We start from the raw sequence: 19,211 nt of genomic DNA, 5'->3' as shown, positions 1-19,211 counted from the left end.
AAAGTTCCCCCACAAAGCTATTTATCGCAAGATAAAGTCGCTTGAACTACTGTGTGACCACTACGAATATTGAAAGAGCATAATCTTTCATGTCTAAGTAATGATAAACACAGTGCTGTCACACAGACAGCAATCAGCCCCATCAGGGCAAATTTAGCCATTTCTCTTGACACTCCTTTATAAAGGAGACAGAATCAAGTTGTCTGGTTTGAGACTGCCTCGGATTTTAATAAAATAGAATTCGGGGCTTTCGTCTTTTTGGCTCTCACTAATGCTTGAACCAAAATGATCCAAGCACCCACCTGCATACTAACAGAAACCTACCTCATTTCTATCTTTTTTTGAATAAAACAATATAAATAAACGATTGAAATCAATATGTTAGTTGTATTTGTATTGGGGAGGTATATGCGAGATTTTTCTTGACACTCCTTTATAAAGGAGACAGAATCGATGTTGACACTGCTTCGAATTTTAGTAAATTAAAAATCTGTAGAATAAAAAAACGCCAGATGAAATCAATCATCTGGCGTTTTTTTATTTGAAGCGAACTTCAGTAATTATGCGTTTTCTTGTTGGCTTGCTTGAATTGCTGTTAACGCAACGGTGTAGACGATATCGTCCACTAATGCACCACGAGAAAGGTCATTCACTGGTTTACGCATACCTTGTAACATTGGTCCGATTGAAACCAAGTCAGCTGAACGTTGTACTGCTTTATAAGTAGTGTTACCGGTGTTCAGATCAGGGAAGATAAATACAGTCGCTTTACCTGCAACAGGTGAATTTGGCGCTTTAGATTTAGCAACGTCAGCCATAACAGCCGCGTCGTATTGTAAAGGACCATCAATCATCAGATCAGGGCGTTTTTCTTGTGCTAAACGTGTCGCTTCACGAACTTTCTCTACATCGCTACCTGCACCAGAGTTACCAGTAGAATAAGAGATCATCGCAACGCGTGGGTCGATACCGAATGCAATTGCAGAATCTGCAGATTGAATTGCGATTTCAGCCAGTTGTTCTGCTGTTGGATCTGGGTTAATTGCACAGTCACCATAAACATAAACTTGTTCAGGTAACAGCATAAAGAACACAGAAGACACTAATGAGCTACCTGGTGCAGTTTTGATTAACTGTAATGGTGGGCGAATAGTGTTAGCGGTAGTATGAACAGCACCAGAAACTAGGCCATCTACTTCACCTTTTTCCAGCATTAATGTGCCAAGAACAACGTTATCTTCTAACTGTTCACGAGCAACAACCTCTGTCATACCTTTGCTTTTACGCAGTTCAACTAAGCGAGGCACATAGATTTCACGGACTTCTTTAGGATCGACTAACTCAATGCCTGTACCTAATTCAACACCTTGTGCAGTTGCTACACGACGAATTTCTTCAGGATCGCCTAACAGTACGCAAGTTGCGATACCACGTTCAGCACAAATTGCTGCTGCTTTGACAGTACGTGGCTCATCACCTTCAGGTAAAACGATACGTTTTTTCGCTTTACGTGCTAGTTCTGTTAACTGATAACGGAATGCTGGTGGTGATAGGCGGTTAGGGCGTTCAGAGTTCGCTGTCAGTGAATCAATCCATTGTGTATTGATATGTTGAGCAACGTAGTTCTGAATTTTTTCAATACGTTCATGGTCATCAGCAGGAACTTCTAAGCTAAAGCTTTGCAGATTTAAAGAGGTCTGCCAAGTGTTCGCACTAACCATAAAGATTGGTAAGCCAGTTTCAAATGCACGTTCACAAAGTTGTTTGATTGGTGCATCGATTTGGTAACCACCTGTTAGTAGGATTGCACCAATTTCAACGCCATTCATTGCTGCAAGGCATGCTGAAACTAATACATCAGGGCGATCCGCTGAAGTCACTAAAAGTGAACCAGGACGGAAATGCTCTAACATGTGTGGAATACTACGTGCACAGAAAGTAACAGACTTAATACGACGGGTTTCAATATCGCCTTTATTGACGATAGTCGCATTTAAGTGTTTTGCCATATCTGTTGCACGAGTGGCGATTAAATCGAAGTTCCATGGAATGCAACCCAGTAAAGGCAGTGGGCTATTTTTTTCGATGGTTTTTAAATCGACATTAGAGATAATCGCTTTACTTGAATCATCAAAGATTTCAGATAAGTCAGGGCGAGTACGGCCTTGATCATCAACAGGTGCATTTAGTTTGTTAACAATAACGCCTGTGATATTTTGGTTTTTTACACCGCCGAATTCAGCACGCGCAAATTCGATACGCTCTTTTAGCTGTTCAACAGTGTTGTTACCTAATGCAGTAACGAAAACAATTTCAGCACCTAATGTTTTTGCAATTTCATAGTTTAATGATTGTGCAAAAGGGTGCTTACGCATAGGTACCAGACCTTCGATGAGAATAACTTCTGCATCAGCGGTGTTTTCATGGTATCTAGCAACAATTTCTTCCATCAAAACATCTTTTTGGTTTGAGCTGAGTAGAGACTCAACATAATCCATGTTTAAAGGTTCTGATGATTGAATAGTGGAGTGAGAGCGGATAATCGCAGTTGTCTGATCTAACGCGCCTTTTACACGAGGTTGTGCAATTGGTTTGAACACGCTCAGGCTAACGCCTTTTTGTTCCATAGAACGGATAACACCCAAGCTGACGCTGGTTAAACCTACGCGTGTATCAGTTGGGACTAGCATAATTGTACGGGACACGGAAACCTCTTTAAATATCGGTTGCTCGTTATGTAAAACAGTACTGCCAGTATTACACTGGCAGTACATCAAAGAACTTAAGCGGTCAGGCGACTTGCGTCCTGAGCGATAACTAACTCTTCGTTAGTTGGGATAACAACAGCAAGACGGCTGTTATCGGTAGTGATAGTGCCTGATTTACCGAAACGTGCATCTAAGTTACGTTGATGATCAACTTCAAAACCTAACAGAGCCAGTTTTTTCAGTGATAATTCACGTACCATTGCTGCGTTTTCACCGATACCACCAGTAAAGATAATAGCATCTAAACGACCTTCCATCAGTGCACAGTAAGAACCGATGTATTTCGCTAAACGATGGCAGTAAACGTCCATTGCACGTTTAGCATCTGCTTTAGTGTCGTAGTTATCTTCAACATAACGGCAGTCACTAGTGACTTCTGTTAAACCTAATAGACCAGATTCTTTAGTCAGCAGTTTGTTGATGTCTTCAACGCTCATGCCTAAAGCATCATGTAAATGGAACACGATAGCAGGATCGATATCACCACTACGAGTACCCATGACTAAACCTTCTAATGGAGTCAGCCCCATAGAAGTATCAACACATTTACCATTAACGATAGCAGAAACAGAACCACCATTACCTAAATGGCAAGTGATTACGTTCAGTTCATCAACAGGTTTGTTTAACATTTTAGCGGCTTCACGAGAAACGAAGAAATGGCTAGTTCCGTGAGCACCATAACGACGGATGCTGTGATCTTTATATAAGCTGTATGGCAGAGCATACAAATAAGCTTCTTCTGGCATTGTTTGATGGAATGCAGTGTCAAATACAGCAACCATTTTTTCAATTAAATGAGGGAATGCCTTACGTGCTTCTTCAATACCAATAAGGTGAGCTGGGTTATGCAATGGTGCAAATGGGATTGCTGCTTCAATACCTTTGATAACGTCGTCAGTGATCACGACAGATTTAGTGAATTTCTCGCCACCATGAACAATACGGTGACCAATAGACGCGATTTGTGCAGAAAGTTCTGGTTTTTGAGCCAGAATAGTATTTACGATGAAGTTTAATGCTTCGCTATGAGCAGCGCCTGCGCCTAACGCAGCTTCGTGTTTTTGGCCATCCATTTTCCATTTCAGGCGGGCTTCAGGAAGGTTGAAGCATTCAGCCAAACCTGACAGGAATTCATCACCATTTTCTGGGTTGATAATTGCAAATTTAAGAGAAGAACTACCGCAGTTCAGTACCAGCACCAGCTTACTTGACATGGAATTACCTATTTATCTTGTTGTCGTAGTGTCTTTTATATTATAAAGACGGTGGTTAATAAAACGTCAATCATAAAAGCCTATCGCATTCCTATGATGACATTAATGACGCGCATCATGCTTAAAGTAAAAAACTTGATGCTAATTATAGTTGCCAATCATTAATTGGACGATTTTTATTCACCCATTAACTTTTCGCGTTAAAATCGGCGAAAAGGGTTGAAAATCACGCCGGCAAACAAAATATAGCGCTTTATTGCCACAAACCTTTAGAATGGGCACAGGATACAGAGTAAAGGCAACAAAGACAAAATATACTTAATTCTACTAAAAGATTTTTATTCTTTATAGATATTTTTTAAAAGTTACAAAAGAAATTGATTGAGGTCATTATGAGCGAACCGACAGTGACTCCCCCCGGCTTTTTTAAGAAGCTTCGTTTGGGTAACGAGTATTTAAAAACCTGGCCGGTTGAAAAGCAGTTAGCGCCTGTTTTCCCTGAAAATCGTATTGTCAAAGCCACGCGCTTTGGTATTCGCTATATGCCACCTATCGCCATTTTTACAATGACATGGCAAATCGCATTAGGCGGCAATTTAGGGCCAGCAATTACAACAGCGCTCTTTGCTTGTAGCTTGCCAATGCAAGGATTATGGTGGTTAGGCAAGCGTGCAGCAACGCCTCTTCCTGCTACGTTATTGCGCTGGTTTTATGAAATTCGTGAGAAATTTGAAGAAGCAGGTATCGCTTTAGCACCTGTTGAGCAAACACCGACTTACCTTTCTTTAGCCCATTTATTAAAACGTGCTTTTAAGCAACTGGATCGTTCTTTTCTTGATGATGTGTAGAACATTTGTTCTACCTTCTTCGTTTGTCATTATTGTCATCTGAATTACCCCGTTGAGATCAAAAAACGCGTAGTTAGCACTACTCAATACTTTTGATTAATGTCATGCTCTCCTCAATGATTTCTTTGGAGAATTAATGATGGAAATGACACACGCACAACGCTTGATCCTCTCTAATCAGTATAAAATGATGACTATGATGGATCCTGATAACGCTGAACGTTATCGTCGCTATCAGACAATTATTGAACGTGGTTATGGATTACAATTACGTGAACTTGATCGTGACTTCGATGAAATGTCAGAAGAGACTTGCCGTACCATTATTAACGTCATGGAAATGTACCATGCACTGCAAGTTTCTCGTGATAACTTAAAAGAACAAGAGATGCCAGATGCTCGACGTGTCGCATTTATAGGCTTTGATGCGGCGACAGAATCCCGCTATCTTAGCTATGTGCGTTTTATGGTGAATACAGAAGGGCGTTACACGCATTTCGATAGTGGCAGTCATGGTTTTAACTCTCAAACACCAATGTGGGAAAAATACCAAAGAATGCTTAATGTTTGGTTAGCATGCCCTCGCCAATATCACCTTAGCGCCGTTGAAATCCAGCAAATACTTAATGCGTAATTGCAGTACATAATGGTTAACGCATCACTATAAGGTAAAAGTAGGCATAAAATATGGCAATCACATGTAAAGGTTTTCTGTTTGATTTAGATGGAACATTAGTCGATTCATTACCCGTTGTTGAACATTGTTGGGCGTTATTTGGTGAGCGTGTCGGTGTATCAACACAAGAGATTAATGACTACATCCACGGAAAGCCTGCTATTGAGTCGATTCGCCATTTTATGCCTAATGCCACCGAACAAGAGATAACCGAGACATTTCGTTGGTTAGAGAAATTAGAATCAACACAAATAGAAGGTTTAGCCCCGCTTTCGGGGGCTATTGAGTTAATTAATCGCCTTAATGACTTAAATATTCCATGGGCGATTGTCACATCAGGTACGGTTCCGATCGCAACAACACGCCAATCTGTTACGGGTATTCCAGAACCTAAGCATTGGGTTACAGCGGAATGTATTAGTAAAGGTAAACCTAATCCTGAGCCTTATCTTTTAGGTGCCAAAAAATTGGGATTATTACCACAAGATTGTGTGGTTTTTGAAGATGCAGCTGCGGGGATCTACTCTGGTTTAGATGCGGGATGCCAAGTTGTTGCCGTTCATGCCCCTCTTTCTCTCCCTCGCCGTAATGAGATTCACTTAATTATTGATTCTTTAAATGATATTCAAATCGATAAGCAAGCTGAAAAAGTAATAATAACGCACAAAAGATAGTCTTTTCTTTGATCATATTAGAAGATTTATTGTTGTAAAAATGGTCTACTTATCAATGTAGTGAATTGATGTCTTAAACTGTTTTCACTTATTGCTGATCGAGGCCATTTTGAATAGCGAATTATTATGGGTTTTAAGCCTGCTATTGATAGCTATTGTCCTTTTTACGACCAACAAAATCCGCATGGATGTGGTCGCTTTACTTGTCATCATCGCATTCGTTCTTAGCGGTACACTCTCATTAAATGAAGCCACGGTAGGGTTTAGCGATCCTAACGTATTACTGATTGCTGCCCTTTTTGTTATTGGCGAAGGGTTAGTGAGAACCGGTGTGGCTTATCAAATGGGTGACTGGCTAGTTCGTGTCGCGGGTAGCAGTGAAGTTAAAATGCTTGTGCTATTAATGATATGCGTTGCAAGTTTAGGTGCTTTCATGAGTTCAACAGGTGTTGTTGCCATCTTTATTCCTGTTGTATTGAGTGTTGCTGCTCGAATGAAAACATCGCCAGGTCGTTTAATGATGCCGTTAGGCTTTGCTGGACTTATTAGTGGATTAATGACCTTAGTGGCAACACCACCTAATATGGTTGTTAACAGTGAATTAGTCAGAGAAGGTTTACCGAGTTTTCAGTTTTTCTCCATTACACCTATTGGTATCGCCGTATTATTCGCAGGCATTCTCTATATGCTGGTGGTACGTCGATGGCTAGGAAATAACGATAATGGTAAGCAAAAAGAAGCTTATCGTCGGACTTTCCGTGATCTTATTCGTGATTATCAGTTAGCTGGGCGTGCTCGTCGTTTAGCCATTCGTAAAGGTTCTCCGCTAGTCGGTCATTCTCTTGATGAATTACATTTACGTTCTCGTTATGGTGCAAACGTTGTCGGTATTGAACGCTGGAGGCGCTTTCGGCGTGTTATGGTTAGTGCAACCGGTGGCACTGAATTAAGAGAGCGTGATGTTTTATTGGTTGATATGTCAGCCAGTGATGTCGATTTACGTGAGTTTTGCCGTGAACAGCTATTAGAGCCAATGGTATTGCGAGGTGAATATTTTTCTGAACAATCTCGTGATGTAGGGCTTGCTGAAGTATCCATGAATCCTGATTCCGAATTATTAGGTAAATCATTAAGAGAAATTAAATTTCGTACCCGTTATGGACTAAACGTGGTTGCTATTCGTCGTGAAGGAAGTGCCTTACCGGGTAAAATTGTCGATGAGCCATTACGCCTTGGTGATGTGTTATTGGTGATTGGTGATTGGAAATTAATCCGTATTCTTTCGACGAAACCACGTAACTTTATCGTGTTAAATTTAGCAGCAGAAATTGAAACTGTTGCCCCTGCTTCATCTCAAGCTCCTCATGCACTGTTTTCGTTAGCATTAATGGTGGCGTTAATGGTGACGAATGAAGTGCCTAATTTTATTGCAGCCTTAATTGCTTGCTTGTTAATGGGTAAATTCCGCTGTATCGATATGGAAAGTGCTTATCGCTCTATTCATTGGCCAAGTATTATTTTAATTGTCGGTATGATGCCTTTTGCTGCCGCATTACAAAAAACAGGCGGTATAGAGCTTATTGTTAATGGTTTAATGGATGTTGCGGGTAGTGCTGGCCCTCAAGTGATGTTGGTGTGTTTATTTATACTTTGTGCATCAATTGGGTTGTTTATTTCCAATACGGCAACGGCGGTATTAATGGCACCAATTGCTATCGCTGCTGCGAATCAAATGAATGTGTCACCATTACCGTTTGCCATGGTGATTGGTGTTGCTGCATCCGCGGCATTTATGACGCCTGTTTCATCCCCTGTTAATACGCTTATTCTTGAACCCGGGGGATATAAGTTTGCCGATTTTATTAAGATTGGTGTGCCATTTACTATTATTGTGATGTTTATTAGTGTCTTCTTGATCCCGTTATTATTTCCATTCTAAATATTAATACTTTTGTTTTGCTGAAACGCTGTTTGTTAATTAATAAACAGCGTTTTTTATTTATTGAACGGTGGTTTTTTATTTGATGTATGTGCCATATCTATGGGTGTGTGTTTTTTGAAAATCTTTTTTAGAAAAAAAGTATAGTCATATTCTTGAGTTAATAAATAATTTTAATAAGAGAGAAATATATAATGCTTAATTCAATAGATGGCAGTGCACCTATTTCACATTCAAATAAAATTAATGAAGTTAATGGATCTGGTGAATTTAATGAAATTAATAATAGTATAAATGGCGTAGAAAATACTACGGAGGAATGTAAAGCTATTTTTAATAAGATTAAATCAGAAGAAATCAATAAAGTATTAATTAGTAAAATAAAAGAGTTAAAAATAGAAAAAAATATTCAAGGTAAATTAACAACAAGAGTGAATAATAAAAACCTTATTTTTCCGAATAAACCTAATGAAAATGAAACTCAAAGTGTTAGCAATGATTTAGCGCAGATAAGTCGGGCTATTACTGATAAGTCTGTTTTTTTTACTAAACCGATTAATAATCATGATGATACTAAACTTTTGGCTAGACAGGTATTATCAGATTATAATAATTTCACCTCATTAGCACCTGAGTTTCATAATAAATCATCAAAGGCAATGACTGATTTTTCTATTTTACTAGAATTACAAAATGCAGATGAGGCAATAATTTTTCATATATTAGAAAATAATGATAAGAATAGTTCTTCTTATGATGTAAAGCAGTATTTAAGGAAGAAATACAAAGAGTATATAGAAGCTAGAGAAAATAAACTAAATATCACAAATAGAGCGAAAAATATATTAAAAATAATGGAGTCAAATAAATTTGATAAAAAAATAGAAGATCTTTTTGAACTTGTTAATGATTTTAAAAATAAAAATATTGTTAGAAAAGAAAGTAATTTAAATATACATGATATCTTCCAAAATGTTGCTGAAAATTATATTAATTATGCTGAAATTCATATTAGTTTAGAGCAAGCCGAAAGCATTTTTGAACAAATGATAAAAGACACAGGATTAACTTTTGCCGCCTCATTAAACCCAGAACAGCGATTAGAGCAAGTTAATTTGGCAATTAACAAAACATTAAATGATAAGAAAAAAACTCAAATAAATAGAAATGATATAATAAGGCTTGCTATGGGGAAAGTAAAAAGTGTTAATAGAAGTAATGTATTTATTAGAGGTATGAAAGGAATAAGAAATTTAGTTATTGGTAAAGATAATAGCAAAATCGATAAACTAAATAAATTAACAGCAGGTTTGATCAACAGTTTTGAATCTAATACAGTAAGGATTTTAGCAGACAATATAAAGATAATGGAAAAGATAAATGAAGTGGCACCGGCACTGGTAAAGAAAATGGAACAGGAAAACAAAATAAAAAATGAAACAGAAATAGCAGATGGAACAGAAATAGCAGATGGAACAGAAACAGCAGATATGGATGATAAGAATATGTCTTCTGACGAAAACAAAGTTAATAATGAAGATTGATTCATATTATTAAATCAATAAAAATTAAAGTGCAGTTTCAATTTTTAAGGTGAGTGATTATTGTTAGCACTCACCTTTTTATAAAAATGGTTTACTTAATTGCTCACTCACTAATCTCATCCAGCGATAAACTAAACCCTGGTACAAACACCTTCATAAAATAGTCCATTTCTGGGCTATGCCTTTCTGCTAGGGTTTTTTCTAACCGATTTTTCGCTAAATTAAACTCACTATTGCCAGCGGCTAACTCTTCAAGACATTTTAAATAGGCACACAAGCTGTCTGCTTGTTTTACAATAAATGTTTCTTCCTCGCTATGTAATTGCTCATCAATAAGAGGGCGAAAGTCATCTTGTAATTCTTCGGGTAACATTTCAATTAGTTTTTGCTGCGCGTATTTTTCTATTTTTTTGTATTCATGAGCAATTTGAGGATTGTGATATTTAATAGGCGTTGGCATATCGCCAGTGATCACTTCGCTTGCATCATGATACATCGCTTGTAATGCAATTCGTTCGGCATTGATATTGCCATTAAATTTACGATTTTTAATCACCGCTAAGGCATGGGCAACAAAAGCCACTTGTAAACTGTGCTCAGAAACGTTTTCTTGGCGAATGTTACGCATTAAAGGCCAACGAGTAATGAGTTTTAAGCGAGAAAGGTGGGCAAAAAAGTAACTCATAATATCTCCCAATTGCGTGATTGAAGACATTATTGTGAGTGGATAATCAGTAGATGTAAACGGCAATAAAAAAAGAAAATAAAAAACGCAATATAACGGGCTGTTATACTGCGTTTTATTTTAATTTGATGCGTTTTATTGGTGATAACCCACAATAAAACGGCCAAATTTTTGAATTGCCATATCTAAATCATCTTCACGCGGAAGAGTCACAATACGGAAATGGTCTGGGTATGGCCAGTTAAAGGCAGTACCTTGTACTAATAGCACTTTTTCTTGCAACAATAAATCGAGGATCATTTTCTGATCGTCTTTAATACTGTAGCGATTTAAGTCAATCTTAGGGAACATATAAAGAGCACCCATTGGCTTAACGCAAGAAACACCAGGAATTTGATTGATCAGCTCCCAAGCTCGATTACGTTGTTCGTATAAGCGACCTCCCGGAAGGATAAATTCACTAATACTTTGATAACCACCTAATGCAGTTTGAATGGCGTGTTGCATCGGAACGTTAGCGCATAAACGCATAGACGCTAACATATTCAAGCCTTCAATATAGCTTTTAGCATGTTTTTTAGGGCCGTTTAATACCATCCAACCTTGACGGAAACCAGCAACACGATAGGTTTTTGATAAACCATTAAAAGTGACGGTTAATAAATCTGGTGCCATTGCGGCAATAGAGTAATGCTCTGCATCATCATAGAGAATTTTATCGTAGATCTCATCTGCAAAGATAATCAGATCATGCTGACGAGCTATTTCAACGATTTCCATCAGAATATCTTTGCTATATACCGCACCCGTTGGATTGTTTGGGTTGATAATAACAATGCCGCGGGTATTTTTTGTAATTTTACTGCGGATATCATCTAAATCAGGGAACCAACCTTGTTGCTCATCACACATATAGTGAACGGCATTTCCTCCCGAAAGAGAAACTGCTGCTGTCCATAATGGGTAATCAGGCGCAGGCACTAGCATTTCATCGCCATTATTCAATAAGGCTTGCATCGCCTGTACGATTAACTCGGAAACACCATTACCAATATAAATGTCTTCAACAGTGACATCACGCATATCACGAGCTTGATAATGCTGCATGATAGCTTTACGCGCCGAAAACAGACCTTTGGAGTCACTATAACCCTGAGAGCTTGGTAGATTGCGGATCACATCTACTAAAATTTCATCAGGTGCTTCAAAGCCAAAAGGTGCTGGGTTACCAATATTGAGTTTTAAAACTTTGTTACCTTCTTCTTCCAGACGTTTTGCTTCTTGCAAAACCGGACCTCTAATGTCGTAACAGACATGTTCGAGTTTGTTTGATTTTTTAATCTGATTCATAGCGCGTTTACCTAATAGGGTCTGACTCGTATCTTTATTGTGATTATGGCGACTTAGCGAAATTTATCGCCGATTGCTATTCATATAGAAAGATACAAATGAAAAGGCTGTCCCAGCAAATAACTGTTCTATCACTCTACTCTTACGTTACAAACTTTTGAAGATGCTAGGTAATTTTTGGTGTAAAAGGTCAGTTTATTCTTGGAATGTTATTTTGATGACTGATTATATTGCTTATATCAGATTTATGTTTCAGTTTTGAAAAATAATCTGGATTATTATTCTGTTGAAAGAGGGCTTTTTAGTGTGGTGATTAGAAAGAAGTTGATGTGATACACAGGTAGATGAAATGTTGCATAATCAATTATTGAATAATTTTATCGGATTTGTATTATCTGGCTTAATATATTAAATTTTCAAATAATATGGTTAAATCTATTTAATTCTATAGCAATCAATTAGTTTAAGTATAAATTAAATTTAAATCTTAAATTTAGTTTATAGGGGAAGATACTTAAATTCGAATGCATAGTTAAGATAATTTAAATTATTTTCAAAATGTTAAAATTTATGAATGAGAAAGCAATATAGTATGATCTAAGTCTAACTTGTGGTGACGGTATACAGTTCTTTCTTGTGAATGCTTGAAATGATAATAAAATTTAATTTGTTACAAAAAGATGCAATTCCTTTCCATCTAGGAGGTGTAAACGATAAGAAACAAATGTAAAGTATTCGGTATGTCTTTGCTCTCCTTTTCAGAGTAGAGTACTGTCTGAATCGGAAGTCTTTTTTAGACTTTTGATATAAAACACCAGGTATATGTAATTTAAAAATCAAAAATAAGTGAAGAATAAACAATGATTAATGCAAATCGTCCGATAATGAATCTCGACCTCGATCTGCTTAGAACGTTTGTAGCTGTAGCAGATTTGAACACTTTTGCAGCAGCCGCTGCTGCTGTATGTCGAACCCAATCTGCTGTGAGTCAGCAGATGCAACGTTTAGAGCAATTGGTAGGTAGAGAGCTTTTCGCCCGCCATGGTCGTAATAAACTTTTAACAGAGCATGGCCTACAACTGTTAGGTTATGCTCGTCAAATTCTGCGTGCGAATGATGATGCAACGGCATCATTAACGTATAGCGATGCAGAAGGGGAGCTACGTATTGGTGCTTCTGATGACTCTGTTGATACTTTATTACCGTTTTTATTAAACCGTATCGCATCAGTGTATCCACGTTTAGCTGTTGATGTTCGCATTAAGCGTTCTCAATATATTGAAACAATGCTAGATAATCATGAAATTGATTTAGCATTAACAACAGCACGTATTGGTCATCATCCTCGTACAGCGTTACGTACTGCACCAGTGCTATGGCATTGTGCGCCAGATTTTCAATTACAAATGAATGAGCCTATTCCTTTAGTTGTAATGGATGAAACGAACCCATTCCGTCAATTAGCGATAAACACGTTAGATGATGCTGGGATCCAATGGCGTATTGCTTATGAAGCAGCTTCTTTATCAGCTGTTCGTGCCGCAGTTAATGCAGAAGTGGGTATTACTGCACGTCCACTTGAAATGCAAAATGCCGATTTACGTATTTTAGGCGAAAGCGAAGGATTACCTCGTTTACCTGAAACACAGTATTGGTTGTATCGTAACTCTGATGAACAAAATGAAGCGGTGTTAACGGTATTCAATGCGATTGAAAACAAGAAAACACCTTATACCGTCACTGCATCTGAAGATATTAGCTCTACTGAACTTGAATAATCACATTAATAATTGTGTGAATTTTTAGCGTTAGAACACAAAAATTAAAGATTAAAAAAGAGTCAAATAAAACTGGATAGTGATGAATAGTGATAAACGGGAATAGATGCAATTAAGTGCGTTTATTTCCGTTTTTTTATTGCCATTTTTTGAAATAGTAACACCTTGTTAATAATTATGTTGTTTTATGTATTTATCTTTGTGACATTTCATTCCAAAACTACCTTAACTGTTTGTTAAAAAAATGTTTACCTTCCCCCTTGGTTAATCAGTTGTAGGATTTGTTAACAAATAAAAAGATTGTCTAGGTTTTAAGAGAATAAAAAAGTAAATCTAATCGGATATTTGACCTCCTCCACAATATTAGAAAGTTAATTTGTTAAAATTTGGATAAATTTTAAACTGATTAAGTATTTTTTCGACTATTTTGTGAGTTTGATCAAGAAAATAAGGCACATTTGCCTATATTGAGTCAGGTTTTTCCTGAGATACTGGTGTAGTAAAATCGAATTATCGGTTAGACTAAGCGTGTTAGCATAAAGTTTGTCGATTGACTGACACGTTTTAGCATTAGCCAGTAATTGAGTGTTAAAAATGAGTGTTAAATTTGTTAAATCGCGATGGAAAACTGAGGGATTTGTCGCAAAGTTTTCCAAAAAATAAGAAAGGTATAAATAGACTGTTATTATTTCTTTAATTAGCAAGTCTGTTTAATTCGCCTTTTTTTTCGTAATTAGAAATGTGGTGTAAACCGCCGGATAAGAGTTGGTTAATTGACACCACCTTTGATGAGTAAGCAATGAGTATGTCTACAACCACCGAAGTTATCGCCCATCATTGGGCATTTGCTGTCTTCCTCATAGGCGCATTGGGGTTATGTTCGCTCATGTTGTTGGGTGCCCGCTATTTAGGCGGACGCGCACAGGCAAGGGCAAAGCATGTTCCTTATGAATCTGGTCTTGATTCTGTTGGCAGCGCTCGTCTGCGCATGTCAGCTAAATTCTATTTAGTTGCCATGTTTTTCGTTATTTTCGATGTTGAAGCACTGTTTCTTTATGCCTGGGCTGTTTCCGTTCGTGAAGTTGGCTGGTTAGGCTTTATTGAAGCGTCAGTCTTCATCGCTATTTTATTAGCTGGATTATTCTATTTGGTTCGTATAGGCGCATTAGATTGGACGCCTGTTCGCTCTCGTCGTGAAACCGCGAGTAAAAGCCATGTTCGATTAACCAGCGGCAAACATCCGCAGCAGTAATAAGCGAGGCATTAGAAATGGATTATACGCTCACCCGCATAGATCCGAACGGTGAGAATGACCGTTATCCCCTGCAATCACAGGAAATTGTCAGTGACCCATTAGATGCTCACGTTCATCGCAGCGTGTATATGGGAAAACTGGAACATGCGTTGCATGATGTTGTGAACTGGGGACGGAAAAACTCTTTATGGCCATATAACTTTGGTCTTTCCTGTTGTTACGTTGAAATGGTGACGTCATTTACGGCTGTGCATGACGTGGCTCGTTTTGGTTCAGAAGTATTACGTGCATCACCTCGTCAAGCTGACTTTATGGTGGTTGCGGGTACTTGCTTTACTAAGATGGCACCCGTTATTCAACGTTTATACGATCAGATGTTAGAGCCTAAATGGGTTATCTCTATGGGGGCATGTGCAAACTCTGGTGGTATGTACGACATCTACTCAGTAGTGCAAGGTGTTGATAAGTTCATTCCAGTTGATGTGTATATTCCTGGCTGTCCACCACGCCCTGAAGCTTACATGCAAGCACTGATGTTATTACAAGAGTCCATTGGTAAAGAACGTCGCCCATTATCATGGGTTGTCGGCGACCAAGGTGTTTACCGTGCCAATATGCAATCAGAACGAGAAAGAAAACACGGTGAACGTATCGCAGTGAAAAACCTGCGTACTCCTGACGAAATTTAAAGGCTTTTGCCTAAGACGTAACCAGAGCAATGTGTTGCGATCATAGTAACCCTGATCAAAGTTGTGGTGAATAGAAATGACCGATCAGATAGCGCAAAAAGGCGCTCGGCCAGCGTGGGAAACGACCGATCATATTGATGATCAGGTGGTTAATGAACTGCGTCAGAAATTTGGGCCAGATGCGTTTACGTTCCAGCCTACTCGTACTGGCATGCCAGTTGTTTGGGTAAAACGGGAACAACTTATTGAGGTAATGCTATACCTCAAATCTTTACCAAAACCTTATGTCATGCTGTTTGATATGCATGGTTTTGATGAGCGTCTTCGTACGCATCGTCAAGGCTTGCCAGCAGCAGACTTTTCTGTTTTCTATCATCTGATATCAATCGATCGTAATAAAGATATCATGCTGAAAGTCGCATTAAGTGAAAATGATCTTAATGTTCCGACTATCACATCTATCTTTCCTAACTCGAATTGGTATGAGCGTGAAGTCTGGGATATGTTTGGGATTGTCTTTAATGGGCATCCAAATTTACGCCGTATTATGATGCTTCCTGATTGGGAAGGTCATCCGTTGCGTAAAGATTATCCTGCTCGTGCGACAGAGTTCGATCCTTATGTGCTGACAAAGCAGAAACAGGATCTGGAAATGGAATCGCTGACATTCAAACCTGAAGAGTGGGGGATGAAACGCGGTACTGAGAATGAGGACTTTATGTTCTTAAACCTCGGCCCTAACCATCCATCATCTCACGGTGCATTCCGTATTATTCTTCAGCTTGATGGCGAGGAGATCGTCGACTGTGTGCCTGACGTGGGTTATCACCACCGTGGTGCTGAAAAAATGGGTGAGCGCCAATCTTGGCACAGTTATATCCCATACACAGACCGAATTGAATACCTCGGCGGATGCGTTAACGAAATGCCTTATGTACTTGCAGTGGAAAAACTTGCCGGTATTGAAGTGCCTGAACGCGTTAAAGTCATTCGTGTCATGCTGTCTGAGCTATTTCGTATTAATAGCCACTTACTGTATATCAGTACCTTTATCCAAGACGTTGGTGCGATGACACCCGTGTTCTTTGCCTTTACTGACCGTCAAAAAGTTTACAACATCGTTGAAGCAATTACCGGATTCCGTATGCACCCTGCATGGTTCCGTATCGGTGGTGTTGCTCATGACTTACCTCGCGGTTGGGAACGCTTATTACGTGAATTCTTAGATTGGATGCCAAAACGTCTAGATTCTTACGTAAAAGCAGCACTGCAAAACAGTATCTTAAAAGGTCGTACTATTGGTGTTGCCTCATATAATACTAAAGAAGCATTAGATTGGGGTGTCACAGGTGCCGGTCTTCGTGCAACTGGGGTTGAGTTTGACGTGCGTAAATGGCGTCCATATTCAGGTTATGAAAACTTTGAATTTGAAATCCCTGTCGCAAGTAATGGTGACTGTTATGACCGCGTAATGCTGAAAGTAGAAGAACTACGCCAAAGCTTACGTATTCTGGAACAGTGCTATAAAAATATGCCAGAAGGGCCATTTAAAGCAGACCATCCACTGACAACGCCTCCACCAAAAGAGCGTACATTACAGCATATCGAAACCATGATTAACCACTTCTTACAGGTTTCATGGGGTCCTGTTATGCCTGCTAATGAATCATTCCAGATGGTTGAAGCCACGAAAGGGATCAACAGCTATTACTTAACCAGTGATGGCAGCACAATGAGCTACCGTACCCGTATTCGTACGCCAAGTTTTGCTCACTTGCAACAAATCCCAGCGGTTATCCGCGGTAGTCTGGTTTCTGACTTGATTGTGTATCTGGGAAGTATTGATTTTGTAATGTCGGATGTGGATCGTTAATCATGCAAAATGAATTAAACCAAAAAGATGATGCTGTGCAGATCGAAATCGTTGATGTAACACATTCAAAGAAAGCAACGTTTGTTTTAACTGAAGAAGAACGTGCTGAAATTGAACAAGAAAAACATCATTACGAAGATCCGCGTGCAGCCTCTATTGAAGCACTGAAAATTGTGCAAAAGAACCGCGGTTGGGTTGAAGACGGCGCAATTTATGCGATTGCGGATGTTCTTGGGATCCCTGCAAGCGATGTTGAAGGCGTTGCGACGTTCTATAGCCAAATTTTCCGTCAACCCGTTGGCCGTCACATCATTCGTTTTTGTGACAGCGTGGTTTGTCATATTACAGGTTATCAAGGCATTCAAGCAGCGATTGAAAAGCACCTTAATATCATTCCTGGTCAAACTACACCAGATGGTCGCTTTACGTTACTGCCAACCTGCTGTTTAGGTAATTGTGATAAAGGTCCTACTATGATGGTAGATGACGATACTCACAGCTTTGTTAAACCTGAAGAGATTGAAACGTTACTGGAGCAGTATCCATGACAGCAATTTCAGGAGCAAAACCGATTATTCGTAGCGCAGAAACGCACCCGCTAACGTGGCGCTTACGTGATGATCGTCAGCCTGTATGGTTGGATGAATACCGTGCTACAAACGGTTATAAAGCGGCAGAAAAAGCATTAAAAGGTATGTCACCGACTGAGGTGACCACTGAAGTTAAAGATGCTGGCCTAAAAGGTCGTGGTGGTGCTGGATTCTCAACAGGCTTGAAATGGAGCCTGATGCCAAAAGATGAAAGCATGAATATCCGTTACATCCTTTGTAACGCAGATGAAATGGAGCCGGGTACTTATAAAGACCGTCTCTTAATGGAAGAACTTCCACATCTGTTAATTGAAGGGATGATTATCGGCGCTCACGCACTAAAAGCTTACCGTGGCTATATTTTCCTTCGTGGCGAATATATCGAAGCGGCTAAGAATCTGCGCCATGCTATTGAAGAAGCAAAAGCAGCAGGCTTTCTGGGTAAAAACATCTTTGGTTCAGGCATTGATTTTGAACTGTTTGTTCACACGGGTGCAGGTCGTTACATCTGTGGTGAAGAGACAGCATTAATCAACTCATTAGAAGGTCGTCGTGCTAACCCGCGCTCTAAACCTCCATTCCCTGCAACATCAGGAGCATGGGGTAAACCAACTTGTGTCAATAACGTTGAAACACTGTGTAATGTGCCTGCGATTATTGAACATGGCAAAGATTGGTATATCGGCTTAAGTGAAGGTAAAAGCCCAGATGCGGGTACTAAATTAATGGGATTCTCAGGTCGTGTGAAATATCCGGGCTTATGGGAATTACCATTTGGTACAACAGCGCGCGAGATCCTTGAAGATTACGCAGGCGGTATGCGTGATGGTCTTAAGCTAAAAGCATGGCAACCGGGTGGTGCAGGTACTGACTTCTTAACAGAAGATCACCTCGATCTTCCAATGGATTTTGGCACGATTGCAAAAGCAGGTAGCCGTTTAGGTACAGCACTTGCAATGGCGGTAGATAATGAAATTAATATGGTTTCATTAACCCGTAACTTAGAAGAGTTCTTTGCTCGTGAATCTTGTGGCTGGTGTACACCTTGTCGTGATGGCTTGCCATGGAGTGTCGAAATCTTACGTGCGATAGAAAACGGTAAAGGTCGCCCTGGTGATATCGAAACCCTTGAACATTTATGTCGTTCTTTAAGTCCGGGACACACATTCTGTGCTCACGCACCGGGTGCAGTAGAACCTTTACAAAGCGCCATTAAATATTTCCGTGAAGAATTTGAGGCTGGCATTATTCAAGAAGATTATACCAATGCCAACTTGATCAGAGGTATTCAGCCTAACTTGCTGAAAAGCCGCTGGTAATTTTTC

16 protein-coding genes are annotated in these 19,211 nt (G+C 39.2%); 11 read left to right on the top strand and 5 right to left on the bottom strand.

The features are described from left to right. Positions 1–17: 17 nt before the first annotated feature. The 3 genes from ACWPWK_RS03765 to ackA all read right to left on the bottom strand — a co-directional run bounded on the left by ACWPWK_RS03765 (position 18) and on the right by ackA (position 3,985). Positions 18–161 (bottom strand): Hok/Gef family protein, encoded by a 144-nt coding sequence (locus ACWPWK_RS03765; RefSeq protein WP_109374114.1) that lies wholly within the window; start codon positions 159–161, stop codon positions 18–20. A 399-nt stretch (positions 162–560) separates the two neighbouring features. Next, entirely contained in the window at positions 561–2,705 is a 2,145-nt protein-coding gene (gene pta / locus ACWPWK_RS03760) for a phosphate acetyltransferase (protein WP_109374115.1), read from the bottom strand. Between the two features lie 77 nt (positions 2,706–2,782). Beyond that, positions 2,783–3,985 carry an acetate kinase gene (gene ackA / locus ACWPWK_RS03755; protein ID WP_109374116.1) on the bottom strand — a complete coding sequence of 401 codons (1,203 nt, stop codon included), beginning with the start codon at positions 3,983–3,985 and terminating at the stop codon, positions 2,783–2,785. 392 nt (positions 3,986–4,377) lie between these two features. On the opposite strand from ackA, the gene yfbV reads away from it, so the two are divergent. The 5 genes from yfbV (at position 4,378) to ACWPWK_RS03730 (ending at position 9,666) form a co-directional block, all read left to right on the top strand. Beyond that, a complete protein-coding gene (gene yfbV / locus ACWPWK_RS03750) occupies positions 4,378–4,833 on the top strand; it encodes a terminus macrodomain insulation protein YfbV (protein ID WP_069367978.1) in 456 nt (151 codons plus the stop codon). Between the two features lie 139 nt (positions 4,834–4,972). Further along, a complete protein-coding gene (locus tag ACWPWK_RS03745; protein WP_088495118.1) occupies positions 4,973–5,467 on the top strand; it encodes a YfbU family protein in 495 nt (164 codons plus the stop codon). A 53-nt stretch (positions 5,468–5,520) separates the two neighbouring features. Continuing rightward, a complete protein-coding gene (locus tag ACWPWK_RS03740; RefSeq protein ID WP_109374117.1) occupies positions 5,521–6,183 on the top strand; it encodes a sugar phosphatase in 663 nt (220 codons plus the stop codon). A 109-nt stretch (positions 6,184–6,292) separates the two neighbouring features. Then, on the top strand, positions 6,293–8,122 hold the full coding sequence (locus tag ACWPWK_RS03735; protein ID WP_109374118.1) for an SLC13 family permease: 1,830 nt from the start codon (positions 6,293–6,295) through the stop codon (positions 8,120–8,122). Positions 8,123–8,316: 194 nt separating this feature from the next. Next, entirely contained in the window at positions 8,317–9,666 is a 1,350-nt protein-coding gene (locus tag ACWPWK_RS03730; protein ID WP_109374119.1) for a hypothetical protein, read from the top strand. A 103-nt stretch (positions 9,667–9,769) separates the two neighbouring features. Here ACWPWK_RS03730 and yfbR read toward each other — a convergent pair whose 3' ends face one another. Then, a complete protein-coding gene (yfbR, locus tag ACWPWK_RS03725; protein ID WP_109374120.1) occupies positions 9,770–10,351 on the bottom strand; it encodes a 5'-deoxynucleotidase in 582 nt (193 codons plus the stop codon). Positions 10,352–10,486: 135 nt separating this feature from the next. Next, on the bottom strand, positions 10,487–11,701 hold the full coding sequence (locus ACWPWK_RS03720) for a pyridoxal phosphate-dependent aminotransferase (RefSeq protein ID WP_109374121.1): 1,215 nt from the start codon (positions 11,699–11,701) through the stop codon (positions 10,487–10,489). A gap of 860 nt (positions 11,702–12,561) precedes the next feature. Between ACWPWK_RS03720 and hexA the strand changes: the two genes are divergently transcribed. The 6 genes from hexA to nuoF all read left to right on the top strand — a co-directional run bounded on the left by hexA (position 12,562) and on the right by nuoF (position 19,205). Beyond that, positions 12,562–13,479 (top strand): transcriptional regulator HexA, encoded by a 918-nt coding sequence (gene hexA / locus ACWPWK_RS03715; protein ID WP_109374122.1) that lies wholly within the window; start codon positions 12,562–12,564, stop codon positions 13,477–13,479. A 799-nt stretch (positions 13,480–14,278) separates the two neighbouring features. After that, complete coding sequence (locus ACWPWK_RS03710) at positions 14,279–14,731, top strand: NADH-quinone oxidoreductase subunit A (protein ID WP_036912633.1); 453 nt, start codon at positions 14,279–14,281, stop codon at positions 14,729–14,731. Between the two features lie 17 nt (positions 14,732–14,748). Then, positions 14,749–15,423: a NuoB/complex I 20 kDa subunit family protein gene (locus tag ACWPWK_RS03705; protein ID WP_004243697.1), complete on the top strand. Its 675-nt coding sequence runs from the start codon at positions 14,749–14,751 to the stop codon at positions 15,421–15,423. Positions 15,424–15,499: 76 nt separating this feature from the next. After that, positions 15,500–17,296 carry an NADH-quinone oxidoreductase subunit C/D gene (nuoC, locus tag ACWPWK_RS03700; RefSeq protein WP_100158480.1) on the top strand — a complete coding sequence of 599 codons (1,797 nt, stop codon included), beginning with the start codon at positions 15,500–15,502 and terminating at the stop codon, positions 17,294–17,296. A 2-nt stretch (positions 17,297–17,298) separates the two neighbouring features. After that, the gene (gene nuoE / locus ACWPWK_RS03695; protein ID WP_006533305.1) at positions 17,299–17,844 is read left to right on the top strand and encodes an NADH-quinone oxidoreductase subunit NuoE; all 546 of its coding nucleotides are present in this window, start codon (positions 17,299–17,301) and stop codon (positions 17,842–17,844) included. After that, the gene (nuoF, locus tag ACWPWK_RS03690; RefSeq protein ID WP_023581728.1) at positions 17,841–19,205 is read left to right on the top strand and encodes an NADH-quinone oxidoreductase subunit NuoF; all 1,365 of its coding nucleotides are present in this window, start codon (positions 17,841–17,843) and stop codon (positions 19,203–19,205) included. Before nuoE ends, nuoF begins: the two co-directional genes overlap by 4 nt. The last annotated feature ends 6 nt before the right edge of the window (positions 19,206–19,211 follow it).

The organism is Proteus sp. Marseille-Q3619, from assembly GCF_965283115.1.
Note: the sequence above shows the minus strand (reverse complement) of the source record. Positions and strands in the feature narration are given on the sequence as shown.

Coding starts and splice junctions, on each gene's coding strand:
- ACWPWK_RS03765 (WP_109374114.1), bottom strand. CDS start 161: ATGGCTAAATTTGCCCTGATGGGGCTGATTGCTGTCTGTGTGACAGCA.
- ackA (WP_109374116.1), bottom strand. CDS start 3,985: ATGTCAAGTAAGCTGGTGCTGGTACTGAACTGCGGTAGTTCTTCTCTT.
- yfbV (WP_069367978.1), top strand. CDS start 4,378: ATGAGCGAACCGACAGTGACTCCCCCCGGCTTTTTTAAGAAGCTTCGT.
- ACWPWK_RS03745 (WP_088495118.1), top strand. CDS start 4,973: ATGGAAATGACACACGCACAACGCTTGATCCTCTCTAATCAGTATAAA.
- ACWPWK_RS03740 (WP_109374117.1), top strand. CDS start 5,521: ATGGCAATCACATGTAAAGGTTTTCTGTTTGATTTAGATGGAACATTA.
- ACWPWK_RS03730 (WP_109374119.1), top strand. CDS start 8,317: ATGCTTAATTCAATAGATGGCAGTGCACCTATTTCACATTCAAATAAA.
- yfbR (WP_109374120.1), bottom strand. CDS start 10,351: ATGAGTTACTTTTTTGCCCACCTTTCTCGCTTAAAACTCATTACTCGT.
- ACWPWK_RS03720 (WP_109374121.1), bottom strand. CDS start 11,701: ATGAATCAGATTAAAAAATCAAACAAACTCGAACATGTCTGTTACGAC.
- hexA (WP_109374122.1), top strand. CDS start 12,562: ATGATTAATGCAAATCGTCCGATAATGAATCTCGACCTCGATCTGCTT.
- ACWPWK_RS03710 (WP_036912633.1), top strand. CDS start 14,279: ATGAGTATGTCTACAACCACCGAAGTTATCGCCCATCATTGGGCATTT.
- ACWPWK_RS03705 (WP_004243697.1), top strand. CDS start 14,749: ATGGATTATACGCTCACCCGCATAGATCCGAACGGTGAGAATGACCGT.
- nuoC (WP_100158480.1), top strand. CDS start 15,500: ATGACCGATCAGATAGCGCAAAAAGGCGCTCGGCCAGCGTGGGAAACG.
- nuoE (WP_006533305.1), top strand. CDS start 17,299: ATGCAAAATGAATTAAACCAAAAAGATGATGCTGTGCAGATCGAAATC.
- nuoF (WP_023581728.1), top strand. CDS start 17,841: ATGACAGCAATTTCAGGAGCAAAACCGATTATTCGTAGCGCAGAAACG.